Annotated in this window: 20 protein-coding genes; 13 read left to right on the top strand and 7 right to left on the bottom strand. The window is 35.6% G+C overall.

Features of this window, described 5'->3' with window-relative positions; genetic code table 11:
* The first annotated feature begins 48 nt into the window (after positions 1 to 48).
* From OPR60_RS03930 to OPR60_RS03920, 3 genes are read left to right on the top strand one after another with little or no spacing between them, the layout of a single operon-like run.
* Complete coding sequence (locus tag OPR60_RS03930; RefSeq protein ID WP_265040071.1) at positions 49 to 666, top strand: hypothetical protein; 618 nt, start codon at positions 49 to 51, stop codon at positions 664 to 666.
* A 57-nt stretch (positions 667 to 723) separates the two neighbouring features.
* The gene (locus tag OPR60_RS03925) at positions 724 to 1,476 is read left to right on the top strand and encodes an IS5 family transposase (RefSeq protein ID WP_265039632.1); all 753 of its coding nucleotides are present in this window, start codon (positions 724 to 726) and stop codon (positions 1,474 to 1,476) included.
* A gap of 4 nt (positions 1,477 to 1,480) precedes the next feature.
* Positions 1,481 to 1,837 (top strand): hypothetical protein, encoded by a 357-nt coding sequence (locus tag OPR60_RS03920; RefSeq protein WP_265040070.1) that lies wholly within the window; start codon positions 1,481 to 1,483, stop codon positions 1,835 to 1,837.
* Here the strand turns inward: OPR60_RS03920 and OPR60_RS03915 are convergent.
* The 4 genes from OPR60_RS03915 to OPR60_RS03900 form a co-directional block, all read right to left on the bottom strand.
* Entirely contained in the window at positions 1,834 to 2,646 is an 813-nt protein-coding gene (locus tag OPR60_RS03915) for a transposase (protein ID WP_265040287.1), read from the bottom strand. The genes OPR60_RS03920 and OPR60_RS03915 overlap by 4 nt on opposite strands.
* Before the next feature lie 169 nt (positions 2,647 to 2,815).
* A complete protein-coding gene (locus OPR60_RS03910; protein WP_265040069.1) occupies positions 2,816 to 3,082 on the bottom strand; it encodes a hypothetical protein in 267 nt (88 codons plus the stop codon).
* Positions 3,070 to 3,822, bottom strand: a complete 753-nt coding sequence (locus tag OPR60_RS03905; RefSeq protein ID WP_265039632.1) for an IS5 family transposase — start codon at positions 3,820 to 3,822, stop codon at positions 3,070 to 3,072. Before OPR60_RS03905 ends, OPR60_RS03910 begins: the two co-directional genes overlap by 13 nt.
* Before the next feature lie 170 nt (positions 3,823 to 3,992).
* Positions 3,993 to 4,745, bottom strand: coding sequence for an IS5 family transposase (locus OPR60_RS03900; RefSeq protein ID WP_265040068.1), 753 nt, complete (start codon positions 4,743 to 4,745; stop codon positions 3,993 to 3,995).
* A gap of 212 nt (positions 4,746 to 4,957) precedes the next feature.
* Here OPR60_RS03900 and OPR60_RS03895 point away from each other — a divergent pair, with 212 nt between their 5' ends.
* From OPR60_RS03895 to OPR60_RS03860, 8 genes are all read left to right on the top strand, one after another.
* Complete coding sequence (locus tag OPR60_RS03895) at positions 4,958 to 6,283, top strand: dihydroorotase (protein WP_265040067.1); 1,326 nt, start codon at positions 4,958 to 4,960, stop codon at positions 6,281 to 6,283.
* A 198-nt stretch (positions 6,284 to 6,481) separates the two neighbouring features.
* The gene (locus OPR60_RS03890; protein WP_265040066.1) at positions 6,482 to 7,666 is read left to right on the top strand and encodes a dicarboxylate/amino acid:cation symporter; all 1,185 of its coding nucleotides are present in this window, start codon (positions 6,482 to 6,484) and stop codon (positions 7,664 to 7,666) included.
* A gap of 3 nt (positions 7,667 to 7,669) precedes the next feature.
* Complete coding sequence (gene pyrE / locus OPR60_RS03885; protein WP_265040065.1) at positions 7,670 to 8,266, top strand: orotate phosphoribosyltransferase; 597 nt, start codon at positions 7,670 to 7,672, stop codon at positions 8,264 to 8,266.
* A 97-nt stretch (positions 8,267 to 8,363) separates the two neighbouring features.
* Positions 8,364 to 10,193, top strand: coding sequence for a translational GTPase TypA (typA, locus tag OPR60_RS03880; RefSeq protein ID WP_065094924.1), 1,830 nt, complete (start codon positions 8,364 to 8,366; stop codon positions 10,191 to 10,193).
* 149 nt (positions 10,194 to 10,342) lie between these two features.
* Positions 10,343 to 12,904 (top strand): ATP-dependent chaperone ClpB, encoded by a 2,562-nt coding sequence (gene clpB / locus OPR60_RS03875; RefSeq protein ID WP_265040064.1) that lies wholly within the window; start codon positions 10,343 to 10,345, stop codon positions 12,902 to 12,904.
* Positions 12,905 to 12,931: 27 nt separating this feature from the next.
* A complete protein-coding gene (locus tag OPR60_RS03870; protein WP_265040323.1) occupies positions 12,932 to 17,683 on the top strand; it encodes an NAD-glutamate dehydrogenase in 4,752 nt (1,583 codons plus the stop codon).
* Between the two features lie 4 nt (positions 17,684 to 17,687).
* A complete protein-coding gene (gene tatB, locus OPR60_RS03865) occupies positions 17,688 to 17,984 on the top strand; it encodes a Sec-independent protein translocase subunit TatB (RefSeq protein WP_065094878.1) in 297 nt (98 codons plus the stop codon).
* Complete coding sequence (locus OPR60_RS03860; RefSeq protein ID WP_265040063.1) at positions 17,956 to 19,338, top strand: PleD family two-component system response regulator; 1,383 nt, start codon at positions 17,956 to 17,958, stop codon at positions 19,336 to 19,338. Before tatB ends, OPR60_RS03860 begins: the two co-directional genes overlap by 29 nt.
* Positions 19,339 to 19,590: 252 nt before the next feature.
* On the opposite strand, the gene OPR60_RS03855 is transcribed toward OPR60_RS03860, so the two are convergent.
* Both OPR60_RS03855 and OPR60_RS03850 read right to left on the bottom strand, forming a co-directional pair.
* Positions 19,591 to 20,343 carry an IS5 family transposase gene (locus OPR60_RS03855; RefSeq protein WP_265039632.1) on the bottom strand — a complete coding sequence of 251 codons (753 nt, stop codon included), beginning with the start codon at positions 20,341 to 20,343 and terminating at the stop codon, positions 19,591 to 19,593.
* A 26-nt stretch (positions 20,344 to 20,369) separates the two neighbouring features.
* Positions 20,370 to 20,933, bottom strand: a complete 564-nt coding sequence (locus OPR60_RS03850; RefSeq protein ID WP_265040062.1) for a DUF1016 N-terminal domain-containing protein — start codon at positions 20,931 to 20,933, stop codon at positions 20,370 to 20,372.
* Positions 20,934 to 21,105: 172 nt separating this feature from the next.
* Here OPR60_RS03850 and OPR60_RS03845 point away from each other — a divergent pair, with 172 nt between their 5' ends.
* The gene (locus OPR60_RS03845) at positions 21,106 to 21,726 is read left to right on the top strand and encodes a hypothetical protein (protein WP_022626225.1); all 621 of its coding nucleotides are present in this window, start codon (positions 21,106 to 21,108) and stop codon (positions 21,724 to 21,726) included.
* A gap of 662 nt (positions 21,727 to 22,388) precedes the next feature.
* Here the strand turns inward: OPR60_RS03845 and OPR60_RS03840 are convergent.
* Positions 22,389 to 22,727, bottom strand: coding sequence for an outer membrane protein assembly factor BamE (locus OPR60_RS03840; RefSeq protein ID WP_006279908.1), 339 nt, complete (start codon positions 22,725 to 22,727; stop codon positions 22,389 to 22,391).
* A gap of 131 nt (positions 22,728 to 22,858) precedes the next feature.
* Here OPR60_RS03840 and OPR60_RS03835 point away from each other — a divergent pair, with 131 nt between their 5' ends.
* On the top strand, positions 22,859 to 23,848 hold the full coding sequence (locus OPR60_RS03835) for a ribonucleotide-diphosphate reductase subunit beta (RefSeq protein ID WP_065094944.1): 990 nt from the start codon (positions 22,859 to 22,861) through the stop codon (positions 23,846 to 23,848).
* Positions 23,849 to 23,871 lie beyond the last annotated feature (23 nt).

The raw sequence follows: 23,871 nt of genomic DNA, 5'->3' as shown, positions 1-23,871 counted from the left end.
ATTAAGTCTTTATACTTTTATAGATAGCGTTAATATTGAGGTAACATTGTGGGTACAACTAAGATTAGTAAATTTCCATTTAATATAAAAGGTAAAGTGGCAAAACAACATGCCGAACCAATAATCGAAAAAAATCTCTATACTATTTTGGGATTCAAAGATATAAAAGATATAGAAGATTTTGAAAATAAGACAAGTAAGCTTGTTAATAAAAAAGTTTGGCAATCATTTGTTGACTGCTTTGCAAAAGAAATAGATTATGCAGCAACCGAAAAAGTTGTAAAAAACATCGTTTGTAACATTGCAAAGAGTGATCAAGGTAATGCTTTTACCAAAACTGAACATCTGATATTAAATGAAAAGCAAGATAATAAAAAGAGAGAAAAAGCGATTAGAAAAGCTATTAGTATTTTGAGGAAAATCAATCCAGAAAAAGCCTTTAATGAACTTTCAGTAATAAAAAAACAAGCTGAAAATTTTTTACAAACCGATTTTTATAAAGCACAGAGTAAACCACTTCAAGGATTTGCTCCTTCTGGTGGACAGCTCTTTGCGGAAGTTCTGAAATATATAGAAACACTAGAAAAATTATCCGAAGTAAAAAAAGAAGGGCTAGTTAAAGATTTTTTGTTAAATCATGTTAGGCTCTGTGGACAAAAAATATGAAAAGAGAGAAAAAGATGGTAGTTTAGCCTAATAGGTAAAAAATGGAGAAACTACCATATGCAATATTACATCAAAGAGGAAAATTGGAAACAAATTTTAGAGTTCATAAAAAGCGTAAAAGGAATGCACAGCAAAGATGAAAAACGTTTAAGAATATTCATAGAGGCAGTGTGGTACATAGTGCGAAGTGGTTGCCAATGGAGACTTTTACCAAAAACTTATGGTAATTACAGGAGTATACATAAGCGATTTAAAAGATGGTGTGAAAGAGATGTCTGGAAAAAATTGCTTGAATATACTAAACAAGAGCCTGATTTAGAAGTTGCTATAATCGACGGTACGATCATTCGAGCCCATCCATGTTCATCTGGATATACAAAAAACTCCAAGGATCAAGAAGCTTTAGGGAGGAGCAAAGGTGGCTTTACAACTAAAATACATGCGCTTGTCGATGCACTTGGAAATCCACTTAAATTTACTCTGACTCCTGGTCAAAGAAATGAAATTACGCAGGCACAAGTGTTGACCGAAAGTATCTATAACTCTACTGTAGTAGCTGACAAGGGCTACGATAGCAATGCCTTTGTTACAAGTCTTGAAGACAAGGGATGTACAGTAGTTATTCCGCCAAAACGGAATCGAAAAGTGCAAAGGTATTACGATGAGCATATCTACAAAGAACGTCATTTGATTGAGTGTTTTTTTGGTAAAATTAAAAATTTTAGGCGCATTTTTTCCAGATTTGATAAAACTGCTGAGGTTTTTATTGGTTTTCTCAATTTTGTTGGAGCTCTTGTATGGCTTCTCTAAAATTTTGTCCACAGAGCCTAGTTTATTGAATAAAAAGTATCCTAAATCACAGAGTAAAAGGGAAGATGCTATAACAATACTATCAAATGATGAGTTGAAGAATTTTTACAATAAAGGTGTAGAAGAAGGAATATTACAACCAATGGCATCTTACAAAGGATGCAGAAACCTGTATGACAAAATGAACCAGATAAAAAATGAATCCAAAAGTATAATTAAAAGAGAAGAACGGGAAGAAAATTTAAAGAAAATAGATAAGTCGATAATCAGCGCAATTAATGACATAAAAAAACATAAGACCTGCTGCGAATCAAGCGATAAAAAAAAGGAAAGGAGGGTGAATAAAATCAAGGTTAACTAAAAGGCGTGCTTAAGATTTACAATACCAGCAATAATATTGAACCTCAAGTTATATTTTTTCTGAAAATTGCGATAAACATTCGACATAATCTTAAATATCTTTATCTCTCGGATCTTATTTTCTACTCTCATTCTAAATGATGCTAACCTTCTATTATGCTCTTTCTGCTCTGGAGTTAATGGCTTTTTACGATACTTTTTATATGGAATTATAACATTGCTTTGCAATTTTTGCCAACCTTGATATCCAGAATCAGCATGTTTTATGCTATCAAGTGGTAAATATTTTTCTTGTTTCCTTATGCGAAAATCACTAATTCTACCACGGTATGACTTTGACACTGATAAAATTCTTCCTCCTTCTTCGATAATAATCTCAGTTTTCATAGTGTTGGTTCTTTTTTTTCCTGAATATGATTTCTTCCGTTTTTTACTATCTTCTGGCCTCTGTATTTGCTGTTCTGTAACATCAGCCAAAATCTTCAGTATTTTTTCTGGCGTCATACTTCTATCTTTTGTTATAGTCACTTTTTTGGCGAGTAATGGCTCTATTCTCTTAAGTAACCTACATACATTTGCGTTGTGCACATTGAATAGGCATCCTAAAAATCTATGTGTTATGTAAGTGCGATAGTACAAAATTACGCAAAACAACTTATCTTCCAGAGTTGGTAGTTTTGATCTTCTACCATGACACTTTTTCTGTTTTTCAAGTTTTTTCCATCCAGACCTCACTTTTTCTACTACTTTTTCGAACTCCTCTATACTTAAACCTGTTATATTACGAAAGTTTCTTGGGTGTTTTTTCATATTATAGTAACTAAAGCTCATTTTTTTTCCTTACTTGATCTGCTTATTCTTCTTCTACCCCTCTCACATCATTTTTTCAATCACCTTTTGCAGCAGGTCTATAGAGAAGCAATCCTTAACTGTAAAGACTTTCAAAGTTCTTACATAAAAGAGAAAAAAGAACATCCATTTAGAGGCAACGCATGTCAAAAAATGATTGATATATATCAAGAGAGAATTGTTGGATATCAGGAGAAAATTCGTCAAAACTTAAACCAAATAAAAGCGATATTAAAAAGTGCGCCGCAAGAAATGGATGATGTGGAAGAATTCGAGGAAATAATTGATGATATACATGAAGCAAAGCAGTGTGATGAAATTTTTGATTCAGCTTTAATTTGTTTATCGAACATACAGAATGAGCTAGGCTCTGTGGACAAAATTTTAGAGAAGCCATACAAGAGCTCCAACAAAATTGAGAAAACCAATAAAAACCTCAGCAGTTTTATCAAATCTGGAAAAAATGCGCCTAAAATTTTTAATTTTACCAAAAAAACACTCAATCAAATGACGTTCTTTGTAGATATGCTCATCGTAATACCTTTGCACTTTTCGATTCCGTTTTGGCGGAATAACTACTGTACATCCCTTGTCTTCAAGACTTGTAACAAAGGCATTGCTATCGTAGCCCTTGTCAGCTACTACAGTAGAGTTATAGATACTTTCGGTCAACACTTGTGCCTGCGTAATTTCATTTCTTTGACCAGGAGTCAGAGTAAATTTAAGTGGATTTCCAAGTGCATCGACAAGCGCATGTATTTTAGTTGTAAAGCCACCTTTGCTCCTCCCTAAAGCTTCTTGATCCTTGGAGTTTTTTGTATATCCAGATGAACATGGATGGGCTCGGATGATCGTACCGTCGATTATAGCAACTTCTAAATCAGGCTCTTGTTTAGTATATTCAAGCAATTTTTTCCAGACATCTCTTTCACACCATCTTTTAAATCGCTTATGTATACTCCTGTAATTACCATAAGTTTTTGGTAAAAGTCTCCATTGGCAACCACTTCGCACTATGTACCACACTGCCTCTATGAATATTCTTAAACGTTTTTCATCTTTGCTGTGCATTCCTTTTACGCTTTTTATGAACTCTAAAATTTGTTTCCAATTTTCCTCTTTGATGTAATATTGCATATGGTAGTTTCTCCATTTTTTACCTATTAGGCTAAACTACCATCTTTTTCTCTCTTTTCATATTTTTTGTCCACAGAGCCTAGATATTCAGCTGGAAAATCCTTCAACAGAACTCAGAGTTTCACACATTAACGTTAAAACTGAGCTAACTAGGCTCTGTGGACAAAATTTTAGAGAAGCCATACAAGAGCTCCAACAAAATTGAGAAAACCAATAAAAACCTCAGCAGTTTTATCAAATCTGGAAAAAATGCGACTAAAATTTTTAATTTTACCAAAAAAACACTCAATCAAATGACGTTCTTTGTAGATATGCTCATCGTAATACCTTTGCACTTTTCGTTTCCGTTTTGGCGGAATAACTACTGTACATCCCTTGTCTTCAAGACTTGTAACAAAGGCATTGCTATCGTAGCCCTTGTCAGCTACTACAGTAGAGTTATAGATACTTTCGGTCAACACTTGTGCCTGCGTAATTTCATTTCTTTGACCAGGAGTCAGAGTAAATTTAAGTGGATTTCCAAGTGCATCGACAAGCGCATGTATTTTAGTTGTAAAGCCACCTTTGCTCCTCCCTAAAGCTTCTTGATCCTTGGAGTTTTTTGTATATCCAGATGAACATGGATGGGCTCGGATGATCGTACCGTCGATTATAGCAACTTCTAAATCAGGCTCTTGTTTAGTATATTCAAGCAATTTTTTCCAGACATCTCTTTCACACCATCTTTTAAATCGCTTATGTATACTCCTGTAATTACCATAAGTTTTTGATAAAAGTCTCCATTGGCAACCACTTCGCACTATGTACCACACTGCCTCTATGAATATTCTTAAACGTTTTTCATCTTTGCTGTGCATTCCTTTTACGCTTTTTATGAACTCTAAAATTTGTTTCCAATTTTCCTCTTTGATGTAATATTGCATATGGTAGTTTCTCCATTTTTTACCTATTAGGCTAAACTACCATCTTTTTCTCTCTTTTCATATTTTTTGTCCACAGAGCCTAGGTTATAAGAACCAAATCTTTAGGGTAATGAAAGCACTTTAATTCAAGACAGCTCTTAGTCTGTGTTTTAATTTGGTTGTGTTTTATTAAAAAAACTTTAAATTTATTTTATAATCGATACTCAAATATAATGACTCAAACTTGGGATTTGTTGCAAACAGGGCAAAAGGAAGGCTATAAAATTGCGTATACTAATGCTCGTATTATCGACCCGGAAACTAAACTTGATATAAAAGGTTCATTATTGACTGAAGGGGATAAAATTGTTGACTTTGGTGAATCATTATTTTCAACAAGTGGAGTTGATGAAACAATAGACTGTAAAGGGCTTGTTCTAATGCCAGGCCTTATTGACATTCACGTACATTTTCGTGAACCAGGCCAGGAACATAAAGAAACTATATATACAGGCAGCAAATCTGCAGCTGCGGGGGGAGTTACAACTGTAGTTTGTCAGCCAAACACTGTTCCAGCAATTGATAGCGTTATTTTGGCTAAATATTTGAAATATAGAGCACTTGAAACTTCACATGTAAACGTTGAATTTTACGCTAAAATCACCACTTCGGAAGAACACCTGACTGAAATGGCACTTTTAAAGGAAGCAGGTACGGTTGGGTTCACCGATGATGGCATGCCAGTTATGAACCCAATGATTATGAGACAGGCGCTGCTTTATTCAAGTATGCTGAATGTTCCTATTGCTCAACATGCAGAAGATTTAAATTTATCTGCTGGTGGCGCAATCAACGAAGGTAAAATTTCTGAAGAATTGGGAGTAAAGGGGATCTTGAGTGCGTCAGAATCGGTTATGGTAAATCGTGATATACTGCTAATGAAGGATATGGAAAATGTGCACTACCATATTCTACATGTCTCTTCAAAAGATTCACTTGATGCTATTAAACGTGCAAAAGATTTGGGATTAAATGTTACGTGCGAAGTAACCCCTCATCACTTCACTTTGACTGAAGATATAGTAAAACAACATGGAGCAATTGCAAAAATGAATCCGCCGCTTCGCACTGAAGAAGATCGTTTAGCTATGGTTGAAGGTTTAAAGACAGGTGTGATTGATTGCATTGCAACTGATCACGCTCCGCATGATCGTAGTTCTAAAGATCTACCACTTGAAAATGCTGCATTTGGTATTGTTGGTCTTGAAACAATGCTGCCCCTTTCACTTGAACTCTATCACAGTGGGCAAATGGGTCTACTTGATGTGCTTGCAAAATTGACATATAAGCCTGCAGATATAATACACATACCACGTGGTCGTATACAAAAAAACCTTGCTGCAGACTTAATTTTAGTTGACCTCAATCATGAATGGGAAATTAAAACTGACAACTTTGCTAGTAAATCAAAGAATTCTCCTTTCGATGGTCGCAAAGTAAAAGGACACGTAGTACGTACTGTTGTGTCCGGCAAAACTATATACTCGCAGAAGAGTTAGTTATCATATCTTATCTATTCCAATTTGTTATCACCAGAATGGGCTAAGTGCACCTAAATTTAAATTAAGAAATCTTACACTGTCTCCGAATAAACACATCCTCTTATCTTTCCCTAATCTGTAAAGTTATTTTGTCTATCAATCTGATTCCAAAACAGCAAAATTATTGTATAATGTTACTTTGAAGTTTTATTTTCAATGCACAAGTTTGCAATACTCTTTTCTATACTGCTTGCAATAGTTGCTTACTACCTAAACAATGAAATCATATTTGAAATAGCAAAGCTATTTAGTGATATCTTTATCAGCTTGCTCAAATTAATAAGCTTACCTCTGGTTTTTTTATCCATAGTTTCCACAATTTCCGGGCTCAAAGACTCAATTGAAATCAAAGTCTTAGTTAAGAAAACACTATTTTATACTCTGCTTACAACTATTATAGCTGCGTTTGTTGCATTATCGTTTTATTTGTTAATAGATCCAGCAAGAAAAAATTTCATAAGTAATACAATAGGGAGTATTAACAGCAATAACCACAGTTATTTTTCATATTTAAAATCACTCATTCCTTCTAATTTTGTGCAAGTTTTTCTTGAAAATAATATGATTGGTAGCATATTAATCGCTTTTTTGATGGGTGGAGCTATTGTTTCACTTTCAAAAGAAAAGCAGGATATATTATATCAAGTATTCTCTGCACTTTTTGATACGCTACTTAAAATTGCTCAAGGGTTATTAAAATTTATTCCGCTTGCTGTTTGGTCTTTTATTACATGTTTTTTGCATGAATTAAAAGGCGGTAGTGAGTTCTACAACCTTTTATGGTATTTTGTTTGCATAATGTCTGCAAATTTTGTGCAGGCATTTCTGATTTTACCGCTATTTATGTGGTATAAAGGCATATCACCAATTCAAACGCTGAAAGGGGTTATGCCGGCACTCATACTTGCGTTTTTTTCTAAATCATCCAGTGCAACATTGCCAACAACTATAGAATGTGTGCAGAACAAGCTAAAGGTGCCAAAGAAATTATCGTCTTTTATTTTACCAATATGCACAACAATTAATATGAATGCATGTGCTGCATTTATACTAATCACTGTAATGTTTGTTGCAGAAATGAACGGATACGTATTTTCCTTAAGCGAAATGTTGATATGGATTTTTTTAGCTACAGGAGCTGCAATTGGTAACGCTGGAGTGCCGATGGGATGCTATTTTATGGCAACCAGTTATCTCATGTCGATGAATGTTCCTTTGCACATCATGGGACTTATTTTACCTATTTACACGATCATCGATATGTTTGAAACTGCAATAAATGTGTGGTCTGATATTTGCATAACTCAGATAATTAATAAAGAATGTAATAGTGAAACTTGAAAAATGATATTAGACGAAAATAACCTAATAATAAAAGAATTTAAAGAAGCAGAAGCAATTTTGCATGGGCATTTTGTTTTATCATCCGGACTGCATAGTGGCACATACATACAGTGTGCGAAGATTTTTGAAAATCCAAGCAGAGCCATGAAAGTTTGCGCATTATTAGCAGATAAAATAAAAAAAGAATTAAATAGCTCCATAGATTTAATATTATCTCCTGCAATTGGTGGAATAATTGTGGGTTATGAGATTGGCAGGCAGCTTGGAATAAAGACAATGTTTTGCGAGCGCGTTAATGGTAAGTTTGAATTACGCCGTGGATTTAAGATCAAAAAGGGTGAGAAAATATTACTTATCGAGGATGTGATAACCACAGGCAAATCTTCACTTGAAGCAGTGGAATGTGCAGAAGGGAAAGGAGGTAAAGTTGTTGCTGAAGCTTCTTTGATAAAGAGAAATAGTGAAACGAAACTGCCTTTTCCTGTCATATCTTTGATTGAACTGAACATCAAAAATTACAGCGAGGAAAAACTTCCAAGTGAATTAAAACAACTACCCATAATAAAACCTGGGAGTAGAGAATATTTAACAAAGTAATCCTATAATATCTTGGAAGCACAGCACAGCTTTAATTATTTACTCTAAGTGTATTTTATGTATACTTATTACTAAATTAATTTTGAAATGATAGAAAATGAACGAATTTAAATCGATCCGAAATATAGCAATAATCGCACACGTTGACCATGGTAAAACTACTTTGCTTGATAACATGTTAAAACAAAGTGGTACGTTCCGCGAGAATCAAGAAGTTCAAGAGCGAGTTATGGATAGTGGCGACCAAGAACGTGAGCGCGGAATTACAATACTTGCAAAGTGCACATCAATAATGTGGGGCGATGAAAAGATCAATATTATTGATACGCCAGGGCACGCGGACTTTGGTGGAGAAGTAGAAAGGGTATTGTGCATGGCAGATGGTGTATTGCTGCTGGTTGACGCTGCAGAAGGTCCCATGCCACAAACAAAATTTGTGCTCTCAAAAGCACTAAAAGCAAATTTGAAGCCAATTGTGATAATCAATAAGGTCGACCGACCAGACAGCAGAATTGATGAAGTATTAAATGAAATATATGAGTTATTTTTTAACCTTGATGCAACCAACGAGCAGCTAGATTTTCCAGTGTTGTATGCTTCAGGTAGAAATGGCTGGTGTGCTAAGGAGCTTTCTGATGAAAGAAAAGATTTAAGCCCATTATTTTCAACGGTTATAGATTATATAAAACCTTCTGTTTATAATCAAAATGCACCTTTTGCTATGTTGGTCACTCTACTTGAGTCTGATAAGTTTCTTGGCAGAATATTGACAGGAAAGGTTTATCAGGGCATTGCAAAAGTCAATTCAGATCTTAAGGTGCTTGACCTCGATGGCAAAGTAATTGAACGAGGAAGATTAACTAAGTTGCTCTCATTTTCTGGCTTGAAACGCATTCCAGTAGAACAAGCTGTGGCGGGAGACATAATTGCAATTGCAGGACTTGAGGAAGCTTCAGTTTCAGACACTATAGCGGCGCCAGAAGTTACAACTGCAGTAAGCTCAACTCCAGTTGATCCGCCGACAATGGCGATTACTCTGAGCGTTAATGATTCGCCTTTTGCTGGGCAAGAAGGTACAAAGCTTACCTCAACTGCTATAAAGGATCGCTTATACGCGGAGGCAGAAACAAATGTTGCAATTACTGTGACTTTGGCACCAAGCGGTGAAGCGTTTGAAGTAGGTGGACGTGGTGAGCTACAGCTTGGGGTGTTAATTGAAAATATGAGGAGAGAAGGTTTTGAGCTTTCGGTATCACGCCCTCGAGTGCTATTTAAGGAAGAAGATGGCAAAAAACTTGAACCTATAGAGGAAGTAGTAATTGATGTAGATGATGAATATAGTGGAATCATCATGGAAAAACTCAGCTTCCGAAAAGGTGAAGTGACTGACATGAGACCTTCTGGTAATGGCAGGACAAGATTAACGTTTTTAGTGCCATCAAGAGGATTAATTGGTTATCAAGGAGAGTTTTTAACTGATTCTCGGGGTACGGGCATAATTAACCGTTTATTTCACAGTTATGCTCCACATAGAGGTCCAATTTCTGGAAGGCGCAATGGAGTTTTAATTTCTACAGATAAGGGTGAGGCTGTGGCATATGCAATTTTCAATTTGCAAGACAGGGGAATTATGTTTATTAAGCCACAGGACAAGGTATATTGTGGCATGGTTGTCGGCCAGCACAGCCGTGACAATGATTTGGAGATAAACGTGCTAAAAGGTAAACAATTAACCAATGTAAGAGCTTCAGGTAGTGATGAAGCCATAAAACTTACCCCTCCAAAGATAATGACACTGGAGGATATGATAGCGTATATAGATGATGATGAATTGGTGGAAGTAACTCCAAAATCTATACGTTTACGCAAGAAATTCCTTGATCCAAATGAACGTAAGCGTGCAGGAAGGGCAAAGAATAAGGAGTAATCAGAGGTTGAACATTTGCGAAAAATAGTGTATAATTATTCGTCTTTTAAGAAAGTTTTAAATTTCATACCTAACAATAAACAACTTTAGGTTTAAATTTATGAAATCAGTTGTTATATACATCAGCAAATACGAATTTAACTGGTGTTATGGACTTAAATAAATTTACCGAAAAAGCAAAAAGTCTAATTCAAAGTGCTCAAATGAAAGCGTTGGGGGCTGGGCATCAGATTTTTATGCCTGAGCATTTACTCAAAGTGATGCTTGAGGATGAATTAGGTTTAGTTCAGGATTTGATAAACGCTTGTGGTGGAAATGTGCAAAGTATTTCTGATGCTGTGGATAGCGCAATAAAAAAGTTGCTAGTAATTGAAGGTCCAGGAAGTGGTGGCCTTCAGCTTTCAAGAGAAATAGCAAAAGTTTTTGAAGATTCAATTGGTATTGCTCGGAAGAATAAAGATTCATTTGTTGCTGTCGAGCGTTTACTGCAAGGCCTCACTGCACAAAAAGATGATACTGTAGGCAAAATTCTGGCAGAGAATGATGTGACTCCACAAAAACTGAACTCAGTTATTGTAGAAATGAGAAAAGGCAGCAGTGCAGACTCGCCAAACAGTGAGGAAAAATTAAACGCAGCAAAGAAATATACAAAAGATGTTACAGAGCTTGCTATGCAAGGAAAGCTTGATCCTGTAATTGGTCGTGATGAAGAGATCAGAAGAACTATGCAGGTATCACTAAGGCGGACAAAAAATAATCCAGTGCTGATCGGTGAACCTGGTGTTGGAAAAACTGCAATAGTCGAGGGGCTTGCAAACAGAATTGTTGCAAACGATGTGCCACTTAGTTTGCGTGATGCAAAGGTTTTAGCTTTGGATCTGGGTAGCTTAATCGCTGGAACGAAGTTTAGAGGAGAATTTGAAGAAAGGTTAAAAGCAGTTATTAATGAGCTTTCGAAAGCGGAGGGAAAAGTTATCTTGTTTATAGATGAGCTTCATACTTTAGTTGGAGCAGGAGCAACAAGTGGTGCAATGGATGCTTCAAATTTGCTAAAGCCTGCTCTTGCGCGTGGAGAAATTCGCTGTATAGGAGCCACAACTTTAGATGAATATCGTGAACATATAGAAAAAGATCCTGCACTTGCAAGGCGTTTCCAGCCTGTGTTTATCTCTCAACCAACTGAAACTGATACCATTTCAATACTCAGGGGTTTGAAGGAAAGATATGAGGTGCATCATGGTATAAGAATTACAGACGGTGCAATAATTGCTGCTGCAACGTTGTCCAATAGATATATAACAGATAGGTTTTTACCTGATAAAGCAATTGATTTGATTGATGAAGCAGCAAGCAGGGTGAGAATTGAGATGGATAGCAAGCCTGAAGTTATTGATGAACTTGAGAGAAAGGTTATACAGCTAAAGATTGAAGCAGAGGCTCTAAAAAAAGAAAGTGATGAAAATTCTAAACAGCGTTTAAAAAAGATAAATGAGGAGATTGAAAACCTAAACAGTAAATTTGCTGACTTAAACAGCAAATGGCAGATGGAAAAGAATAAAATAGCTAGAATACAAGAAACAGCCGAAAAATTAGATAACGCTAGAAAAGAGTTGGAATTAACTCAGCGGAGTGGAAATTTAGGAAGGGCAGGGGAATTGATGTATGGTGTGATTCCTCAGCTTGAGAATGAATTAAAAAATCAGGAAAAGGTTACTGATAGCTTCTTAAAGAAAGAAGTGACTGGAGATGACATTGCAAACATTGTTTCAAAGTGGACGGGAATTCCAGTTGATAACATGATGCACAGTGAAAAGGAAAAACTCCTTAACATGGAGAATGAAATAGGAAGAAAAGTAATAGGGCAGAAAAATGCAATAGAAGCAATAAGTAATGCAGTTAGGCGCTCTCGCTCTGGTGTGCAAGATACTAATCGACCTTTCGGTTCATTTTTATTCTTAGGCCCAACCGGGGTTGGAAAAACGGAACTGGCAAAAGCCCTTGCTGAATTTCTGTTTGACGATCAATCAGCGCTTCTGCGTTTTGATATGTCAGAATATATGGAAAAACACTCTGTTTCAAAGCTAATTGGCGCACCTCCGGGGTATGTTGGCTATGAGCAAGGTGGCAGATTAACCGAAGCAGTAAGAAGAAGGCCATATCAGGCTATTCTGTTTGATGAAATAGAGAAGGCAAATCCAGATATATTTAATCTATTGCTGCAAATCTTGGATGAGGGTAGACTCACTGATAGTCATGGTAAATTAATTGATTTTCGCAACACCATACTGATTTTAACTTCTAACCTTGGCGCTGAGATAATGCTTAAAGGGAATGTTGATTCTATAAGAAATGAAGTGATGCAAATAGTTAAGTCGGCATTTCGTCCAGAATTTTTAAACAGACTGGATGAAATTATTATATTCCACAGTTTAACCAGAGATGACATCTATAAAATTATAAATGTTCAATTTTCTTATTTACAAAAAACACTTGCTAAGCGTAAACTGAGTATAAGTTTGTCACAGGAAGCTAAAGAACTAATAGCACAAACTGGCTATGACCCTGAATATGGAGCAAGGCCCTTAAAAAGGGTTATACAAGAGTGTATTCAAAATAATTTAGCTAAATTAGTTTTATCAGGGGAAGTAGTAGAAAATGATGAGCTAATAGTGTACGCTCTTGATAATGAAATCTTAGTTAAAAAGGTTTAAGTTCACTGTGTATTTTTGTTAAAAAAAATGTGTATAGATCATAATGTTGACACTGAGTCTTTATTTAAGTTAGCTGATCAAGAAAATCAGCAAGATAAAGAAAAAATTAAAAAATTTATTAAGTATTTTTATAGTTTTGTTTATAAAAGCGACCTAAAAGCCAATGATAAGTTTTTGCTATATATTGTAAACGATGCTTACAATTTTGTTTCTCAAAAAGAAAAAGATGAAAGTAAGTTAGTAGTAAGTAATATAGATGATATACCAGGAATAGAAGGAGATTTTACCACGATTAAAATAACAAACGATGATATGCCATTTTTGGTTGACTCTGTTATTGCAACTATTAAATCGCACAATTTAACCATATGCTATTACAGCAACAGCATAATTAACATTAAAAGAAAAGATGGCCTAATAGACGAGATTTACCCTTTGGAAGAAAGCAATGGAGTCAAAGAGTCAGTTATATATGTAATTATCAAAGGTATAAGTGACAGTTTTGTTGATACATTAAAAGAATCTCTACAAAAAACGCTGAAAGCAGTTAATTGTGTTGTGAAAGATTGGTACTTAATGCTCAAGAAACTTGATGAGGCAAGTCTTTCTGTCATCCCAGTACTTGATACTGGGATCCAGGAAAAGGACACGTGGATTCCAGTGTCACGCACTGGAATGACACCAGACCGAAATCAAGAGCAAAAAGATTTTCTAGTTTGGCTAAAGAACAATAATTTTGTATTTCTAGGTTATCAAGAATATATTGCTGGTAAAGATGAAAAACTCGTCTGTGATAGCAAAAAGGACCTTGGCCTGATGAGAGTAGGTCAAAGTACGTTGATTCCTTCTGCAAACCTTGATTCCCTATACATATTGAGATCAGATCTAATCTCAATAGTCCATCGGCGTACATACATGAATTGTATAGGAGTAAAAGAATTTGATGACCAGGGTAATGTAGTAAAGGAACGGCGTTTTTTCGGGCTATTTACTTCTGTAGCGGAGGTCCAAGATATTCGAACTATTCCAATAATAAAAGATAAAGTTAAAGTTATAGAAAAAAATGCAGGATTTGTAACCGGGGGCCACAACAATAAAGCTTTGATTTCTATTTTGCAAGTGTTCTCTTGTGATGAATTATTCCAATCAAATGAAGACGAATTATTTAAAATTTGCATTTCGATCATATCTCTTGCGATTAGGCCAAGGGTCAGATTATTTTTAAGAAGAGTCGGGGATTTTATTAGTTGCATAGTGCTGATACCGATGCGTTATGCTAGCGCTAGGCTAATGTTCAAGATACGTGACATATTGAAGGATGAGACAAGTGCAGGAAGTTCAGATATTTATAACAATCACATTATCAATGAATATGATTTGATGAAATTGCATGTAGTGCTAAAGACCAAAAATGCTAGCGTTCTTGATGATGAAGTTTTGCGTATCGAAAACAAATTAAGAAACATTACAGAAAAGTGGGAAGATCGTTTTATAGACAATTTATACAATACTTTTAGCACTGTTGAGGATATATTCATCCGTTATTGCAAGGCATTTCCAATAAGCTATCAAGAGAGTTTCGAACCTCATGACGCATATTACGATATGAAAAAATTGGAGATAGTGAGGAAGAAAGGAGTTAGCGAGGTCGATTTAAGACTTACTCGTGATAATCTTAATTATCAATTAAAGGTTTATACTCCAAACAATGGAGGCCTTGAATTATCGAAGATATTAAGGATCACTAAGAATTTGGGAGCTAAAATTCTATCTCATAATGGCTATTACATAGAAATTAACGGCGGAATATGGATACACCATTTTGTGTTGTCAAGAGTCGATGAATTAATAGACAACATTACTCTAAAAGAGCAATTTGAAATAACACTTGCGAAAGTGTTTAGCAAGGAAATTAAAAATGACTATTTCAATAGTTTGATCATTATTGCTGGGCTCAAGTGGAAGGAAGTGCTTCTGGTTAGAGCGTTAAGTGCTTACCTAAAGCAGGCGTCATTTAACTATAACCCAGAATATATGCAAAAAGTGGTCTCAGAGTATCCAAAAGTAGTAAAGTATTTGATAGAATTATTTCACTCAAGGTTTGATACTAAAATAGATATCGATAGGGCAGAAACTACTAACATTTTGACAGAAAAAATCGAGGAACTTCTAAAGGAAATCAGCAATGCTTCACATGATTACGTTTTGCGCTCGATATTTAACTTGATAATGGCTATTTTAAGGACCAGTTATTATCAAGATAATAAACCCTACTTATCTATAAAATTTGACTCAAGTAAAGTGAATGGTTTGCCTGATCCTCGCCCATATCGTGAATTGTATGTTTATTCAAACCTTTTTGAGGGAATACATCTAAGAGGAGGAAAATTAGCCCGTGGTGGCTTGAGGTGGTCGGATAGGACGGAAGATTTTCGCACTGAAGTTTTGGGGCTCATGAAAGCTCAGATGACAAAAAATGCGGTTATTGTACCTGTTGGCGCAAAGGGTGGGTTTGTAATAAAGCAAGCTTATAAAGATAAGAATATTTTAAGAGAGAAAGGTGTTGAGTGCTATAAGGATTTTATCAGAGGAATGCTTGATATTACTGATAATGTAGTTGATGGTAAAATAATTCCACCAAAGGATGTGATTAGGTATGATGAGGATGATCCATACTTGGTAGTTGCAGCAGATAAAGGCACTGCTTCTTTTTCTGATTATGCCAACCAAATAGCCTCTGAATACAATTTTTGGCTTGGTGATGCATTTGCATCTGGTGGATCAGCAGGTTATGATCACAAAAAAATGGGTATTACAGCCAGAGGTGCATGGATTGCAGCACAGAGGCATTTTTGGAAAATGAATAAGGATATTTACCAGGATGCAACTGTTATTGGAATTGGGGATATGGCTGGCGACTTATTTGGAAATGGTATGCTGCTTTCAAAAAATATACATTTAATCGGCGCATTTAACCATATGCATATTTTTGTTGACCCAAACCCTGATGCAGAAAAGAGTTTCACAGAGCGTAAACGTCTCTTTGAGTTACCATTTTCAACTTGGATGGATTATAACAAAGATTTGATTTCTAAGGGTGGAGGAGTATTTGAGCGTAGCAGTAAGCAAGTAAACATTTCTCAAGAAATAAAAAAGTGCTTTGATATAACAGAAGATATGCTACCTCCAAGTGATTTGATTAAATATCTGTTGAAAGCAAAAGTGGACTTCATATGGAATGGAGGAATCGGCACGTTTGTTAAGGCAAAGAGTGAAAATCATAGCATGGTCGGTGACAAAGCAAACGATGAGTTAAGAGTGAATGGTAAAGATATTAGAGCTTCTATGTTTATAGAGGGTGGAAATCTTGGTTGTACACAGTTTGGAAGAATAGAATATGCTGAAAAAGGTGGATATATCAATGCAGACTTTGTTGATAATTCAGCCGGAGTGATATGTTCGGACCTTGAAGTTAACATTAAGATTGCATTTGTTTCAGCTATGAAAGCAGGGGGTATTTCTTTAGAAAAAAGGAATGAAATACTGGCAAGTATGGTGGATGAAGTTGTATCCAAAGTGCTTGAGAACCACAACAAAATTGAAACAAAAGCATTACTTCTTGAGTGTTTGCAAGCTAAAGAGAGATTGGAGCAGCACCACAGGTTACTGCTCAGTTTAGAAAAATCTGGGCTGTTAAACCGAAGCGTAGAATTTCTTCCAACTGAAGAAGAGATAGCAAGGATGTTAACTGGTGCAGAAGGTTTCAGTTCTCCTCAGCTCTCTGTTCTAATGTCTTATGCTAGAACAGCAATAAAAAATGAAATTATACATTCCGATCTGTCTGAAAAAGATCTTATATCTCATGACTACTTGCTAGGTTATTTTCCTAAAAAGATGGTAACAAAGTTTAAGGATTTCATATTAAAACACCAACTTCGTAGAGAAATTATCTCTACTTGCATTGCAAATGATGTGGTGAATAGAATGGGCTGTATATTCATCAATAATTTGGCTGAGAACACTGGAATTAAGATACAAGAAGCGGTTAACATATATATTGTTGTTAACCACCTGTATGATTTAAACAGCCTGTGGCAGAAAATTGATGAATTGGATGGAAAAATTGATGTTAACTCATACTTACAAATAGTGAGGAACGTGCAGAAATTTATTGGCAGAGTATCATTTTGGCTAGTGAAAAATCTTGGCAAGCTTAGCTTTGTAGAATTGGATGATGTTACAAAATTTAAAGATGCAATTGAAACTTTAGGCCAGAACTTAACTGATGTTTTAGATGAACACCTATTAAAGATCTATAGCCATGGATCAACTTCTTTAGTAGAACTTAATATAAATAAAGATCTAGCAAAAAAAGTTGCTGATCTATGCATTCTTGCTTATGCACTGGACATTATATCTGTTGCTGAACAGACATCTTTGTCCATTCTTGATGCTGGTAAAATATACTTTGAGTTAAAGTCGCTGTTAAGATTTGATCTGATTAGAACAATTGCCATCAAGATGAAAAGCCGCTCTTCTTATTGGGATCGCAGCTTAGTTAATGATTTATTGGACGATTTAAGCAATTACCATCACAAGCTAGCTGTTAAAGTCATAAAAGCTACTGATAACCCCGAAGATAAGGTTCAAACCTGGGCTTGTGATGATAAGGACTACATAGAACGTTATAATAGTTTTTTAGATGAGATGGTTGCTTCTAAACTTGATTTAAGCAAATTAATATTTATAATCAGAAGGATTAAAGTACTTGCTTCATAGGAAAATGTTCAATATAGGTCTTTCAGAAATTTTAGTTGTAGCTTTAGTGAGCATAATTGTTCTTGATAAAAATAAGGTACCTGTATTTATTGATCTTATTAGGAATGTGTATAAGTATCTTATGATTATAAAATCAAAAGCTAGGAGGTTATTGAAAGACGCAGGAGTTGAAGACTTATATAAAGAGTGTAATACTGAGAAAGTAAATTACATAGTTGGTAAAAATGGTAAGCTTTATCCTACTTACGATATAGATAATACATCTAAAGATAATGACAGCGAAGATTCTGGTAGTAGATGATGTACTATCTAATGTCAAGCTTTTAGAAGCTCGACTAAAAGCAGAGTACTATACGGTTATCGTAGCTCATGATGGTGAAGAAGCTATAGATTTAGTAGCAAAGCAGCAGCCTGATATTATATTACTTGATATCATGATGCCAAAGATGAATGGCTTTGAAGTTTGTAAGGAGCTAAAGAGTGATCCCTTGACAACCCATATTCCAATAATTATGGTAACTGCGCTGCATGATACTCATGATAGAGTGCAAGGTATTAATGCTGGCGCGGATGATTTTCTGACTAAACCAATAAACGAAACTGCTTTATCTGCACGAATTAAGTCTCTCACGCGCTTAAAAATGATTATCGATGAATTGCGTTTGAGAGGAGAAACTAACGCTGAGATTTGTGGAGTCGCAGGAAACAGTATTATGGATTATTCCAATCAGATTTTTGATGCTAACATACTTGTTATAGATGAGGATGTTCATCAAGCAGAGCAGATATATAATATATTAAAGCAACGCTTTAGGTCAATTAAAATACTGAGTGATCCAATAGAAGCATTGAAGGTTGGTATTGAGAATGGTTATGACCTGATCATTTCTGATATGCAATTTTCAAAAACTGACGGCTTGCGTTTGTGTTCTGAGTTTCGTAGTAAGGTGGAAACACGTTATACACCAATTCTGATTCTTTCTGAGGATTATGATAAAAACAATTTAGTAAAAGCACTTGATGTAGGTGCTAATGATTATTTAACAGTACCTTTGGATGAGGGTGAGCTAATAGCAAGGGTTAATTCGCAAGTAAAACGCAAAAGATATCAAGATGCCTTGAGAATGAATTTATTTAATAATGCGGAAATGTCTATAAAGGACCCATTAACTAACTGCTATAATAGAAGATATTTTGATGCACACTTAAGAAACATTGTTAAGGACTCTGTGGAAAAGGATAGAAGGTTGTCTCTTATGATACTTGATATAGACTATTTTAAGATAGTGAATGACAGTTTTGGGCATAGTGCTGGAGATGAACTTTTAAAGCAAATACAGAAAAGAATTTCTGAAAATATCAGAGTGACAGATTTACTAGCTAGGTTTGGTGGTGAGGAGTTTGTTGTTGTAATGCCAGATACCAATGTATCAGATGCGTATACTATTGCGGAGAGAATACGAAAAATTATTGCTAAAGAACCTTTTGTACTTGCGGATAAAAATACAACCCATAATGTAACTGTGAGCATTGGAATTGCAGAAATGCAAGGATCTGACTTTGATGATATTAAAAAATTTATAGTACGTGCTGACAGATATTTATATAAAGCAAAAAACAGTGGTAGAAATAGAGTGGTTACTGGCTATAGCTAAAGTGGCTTAAGTTTACCGACAACCGTCATTCCGCTACTCGTTAGCGGAATCTATGCTGAGATACCGCGAATGAATCGCGGTATGACGGTTCGCGGCAGCATGACGATAAGGTTTATACCTTGTCATTCCAGTGCTTGACACTGGAATCCAGTTTTCCATATAATTTCATCGAAAACGTTGTAACCACTTTCCATGCTAGTTTGCTTGTTCACAAGCAAACTTTTCTGGATCCTAGGCTCTGTGGACAAAATTTTAGAGAAGCCATACAAGAGCTCCAACAAAATTGAGAAAACCAATAAAAACCTCAGCAGTTTTATCAAATCTGGAAAAAATGCGCCTAAAATTTTTAATTTTACCAAAAAAACACTCAATCAAATGACGTTCTTTGTAGATATGCTCATCGTAATACCTTTGCACTTTTCGATTCCGTTTTGGCGGAATAACTACTGTACATCCCTTGTCTTCAAGACTTGTAACAAAGGCATTGCTATCGTAGCCCTTGTCAGCTACTACAGTAGAGTTATAGATACTTTCGGTCAACACTTGTGCCTGCGTAATTTCATTTCTTTGACCAGGAGTCAGAGTAAATTTAAGTGGATTTCCAAGTGCATCGACAAGCGCATGTATTTTAGTTGTAAAGCCACCTTTGCTCCTCCCTAAAGCTTCTTGATCCTTGGAGTTTTTTGTATATCCAGATGAACATGGATGGGCTCGAATGATCGTACCGTCGATTATAGCAACTTCTAAATCAGGCTCTTGTTTAGTATATTCAAGCAATTTTTTCCAGACATCTCTTTCACACCATCTTTTAAATCGCTTATGTATACTCCTGTAATTACCATAAGTTTTTGGTAAAAGTCTCCATTGGCAACCACTTCGCACTATGTACCACACTGCCTCTATGAATATTCTTAAACGTTTTTCATCTTTGCTGTGCATTCCTTTTACGCTTTTTATGAACTCTAAAATTTGTTTCCAATTTTCCTCTTTGATGTAATATTGCATATGGTAGTTTCTCCATTTTTTACCTATTAGGCTAAACTACCATCTTTTTCTCTCTTTTCATATTTTTTGTCCACAGAGCCTAGATCGGATTGTGGAGATGGTAATTTTTCTTTAAAATTAGTTATTGCTTTTCCTTGACGTTTATGTAGTCCAAGTTCTATCTGCATCACCATAATGTTACGTGACCAGCCATGTTCAATAGCTTTTTTTACATAAAATAATCTTATTTCATGACTTTCTATTTTTTCCAAAAGAGTGATATTGTGATACCAAGTTAATTGTGCAAGAGGCTCCTGCACAAATTCAACATCAGGATATTCTTCGGCAAACTTACGCATATACTTCAGATTTCTCGTGCTAAAGCCTTTCATTTCTGGAAATGTACTTCTCAAATCCTTACTTAGTTGATCAATTACCTTAGCTCCCCAGGTATGTTCTTTTTGGCGTTTTAGGATCTCTGTACCAATATGGTGGTAAAGCAAAATAAGCTTACTATTTACTGCAAGTGCTGCCTTATAACGGTTTGTTGCAATATGATCCTTCAACTGCTCTAAAAATTCTGTATATTCTTTTGCTATAATTTTTGTCATACGGTTCCTTTTAATCCATTATACAATTCCTTTGTCTGTCGAGAAGACAATCTTCCGCTTGCCTTCAGCTTTGAAGGGATTCCTTATTGACTTCAAACTCGTCCATCAACTAAAATATATTGACTTTACGTGCAATATTAGCTTTAAACCAGTAAAACAAGCTGCTTAACATATGCGTTTTTTCTATTCTAATTATATTCTTTTTTTGTCTTTATGTTGTTTTTTGCTTTTTTCGTTATCTTCAACAAAAGCCCAAACGAATGATACGTTAGCTGTTCCTATACCACAAAGGAAAAAAGAAATAGTTGAGCACACTGTTGTAGCACAACCGAGGCAAATTATCGAAATGCAAGAAGAAGTCATTATTAACGAGGGTAAAGAATTCATTCCAATTCCAAAAAGAAAAAAAAGTGTAGAGAAAAAACTAAGAAGGGATGTTAGAGGGGCAAAAAATGAAATAGGAAACGAAAAAAGCGTTGAGAGCAAAAAGGATGAATTAGTTGTAACAGAAATTATTAACTCTATAAGAGACAAGCTCACAAAATGCTGGAGCATTCCTGAAAGCATAGCTTACAAAGAAAATTTTAATATAAAAATTAACTTATTGTTATCCAGTCAAGGCGAGATAATTATGGCGGATGTAGCAGACAGTGATTCCTATCGAAATAATCCACTTTTCAGGTCGATAGCAGATAATGCAATGCGTGCAGTATATAAATGTAGCCCATTGACCGGCTTGCCTACTCAGCACCACCACATTTGGCGTGAAGTAACACTAGACTTTATTCTATAGCTAAAGTAATTCTATAATTTAATAAGCCCACTGTACCCGTTCAGGATAGCAGCAAGGTAGTATAACCATAGAGTAAAAGTGAGTTTACAACAAATGGTGTCATCCCAGTGCTTGACACTGGGATCCAGTTTTCTTTACAAATTCACCAAAAGTGCTTCATTCTATAACGCAAAACCCATACTTACCAAACCCAATGCATTACTTGCAATTAAGTTTCCTGGATTCCAGTGTCAAGCACTGGAATGACACCATAGGGGGAGCTACTTGGATGACGGGAGAAGGAGGTTGCTTGGATGACACCCTGATAACCGTTATCCCGCTACGTGTTAGCGGCTAAGAGATACCACGGCGGTATGACGGTTAAATAATTCGTCATACCGCTGCTTGTTAGCGGGATCTCTTGTTAGCGGCTGAGATACCGCGAATGAATCGCGGTATGACGGCTAAGTAGGGTGTCATCCCAGTGCCCAGACACTGGGATCCAGTTTTCTTTACAAATTCATCAAAAGTGCTTCATTCTATAACGCAAAACCCATACTCACCAAACCCAATGCATTACTTGCAATTAAATTTCCTGGATTCCAGTGTCTGGGCACTGGGATGACGTTATACGGTTCTTGGATGCAAAGAAGAGTGAGAAAAACTCTATAGTTAGCAAACTTTCAATCAGAAACAGCCAAAGATCTCTCTAAGATGTCAGTTTCTTTTGTATCTTCAACTTTACCGTCCTGGTCGAATGAAATTTGCAGAGACTTACTACTATACTTCCTTTTTCCTAAAAAGTTGGCTTGTTTAATTTTATATGAGACATAGTACCAAACATTGTCATCGAACTTTGATACTAATGTTGGTGATCCTAAAGTGTGAACCACTTTTTCTTTATCGTCACCTACTTTTATCTTGCTCCATAATTCAACACTAATGCCAGGAGCTCCGTGATTGTGAATAGTGTGAGTGCAGCTCACTGTAAATAATAAAATAAAAGATATTAATACTCGCATCTCTGTTGATAAATTACTTGAAGCTATAATACACTAATAAATTATCTGCCGTCAAATTTCAAAAAAGTTAAATTGACTGATTCTCAATATCACTTAATATAATATTTACTTTAGAAAATAATAGGTGTCTTATGTCATTGTTAGAAGCAGATCCAATATACAAACCTTTTAATTACCCTTGGGCGTATGATGCGTGGCTGCAGCAACAAAGAATCCATTGGATACCTGAGGAAGTTCCGCTTGCTGATGACGTAAAGGATTGGAAAACTAAACTTTCAAACGTAGAGAAAAATCTACTAACTCAGATTTTTAGATTCTTTACTCAGGCAGACATTGAAGTAAATAACTGCTACATGAGGCATTATTCAAATATATTTAAGCCAACAGAAATATGCATGATGCTTGCAAGCTTTTCCAATATGGAAACTATACACATTGCAGCTTATTCTTATCTTTTAGACACAATTGGCATGCCAGAAAGCGAGTATCAAGCATTCTTAAAGTATGATGCTATGAGAAAGAAGTATGAGTATATGCTAGAATTTGAGGAAAGCAAAAAACATGATAAAAAACATGTAGCTAAAACCCTAGCAGTGTTTGGTGCATTTACCGAGGGGTTGCAGTTATTCGCATCGTTTGCAATTTTGCTCAATTTCCAACGCTTTGGAAAAATGAAAGGAATGGGGCAGATAATCGCCTGGTCAGCCCGTGATGAAACTTTGCACACCAATTCAATTATTATGTTATTTAATACATTTATTAAAGAGAATAATGAAATTTGGAACGATGAGTTTAAAGAGGAATTATATTCTGCATGCCGCACTATTGTTGAGCTTGAGGATGAGTTTATAAAGCTTGCTTTTAATTTCGGAGACGTTGAAGGACTATCTGCAGAAGAAGTGCGCAATTACATACGCTACGTAGCAAACAGACGGTTAATGCAATTAGGTCTTGAGTCCATATATGATGTTAATGATAATCCTATTCCGTGGCTTGATGAAATACTAAATGGCGTGGAACATACGAATTTCTTTGAAAATAGAGTAACAGAGTATAGCCGTGCAGCAACTCAAGGCACATGGGAGGAGGCTTTTACTGAAAACGACACGAATAATAAGTGAGTGCTAATTTCACTCTTCTTTGT

This window comes from Wolbachia endosymbiont (group A) of Trypoxylon clavicerum (assembly GCF_947251665.1).
GTDB classification, from domain to species: domain Bacteria; phylum Pseudomonadota; class Alphaproteobacteria; order Rickettsiales; family Anaplasmataceae; genus Wolbachia; species Wolbachia pipientis.
Note: the sequence above shows the minus strand (reverse complement) of the source record. Positions and strands in the feature narration are given on the sequence as shown.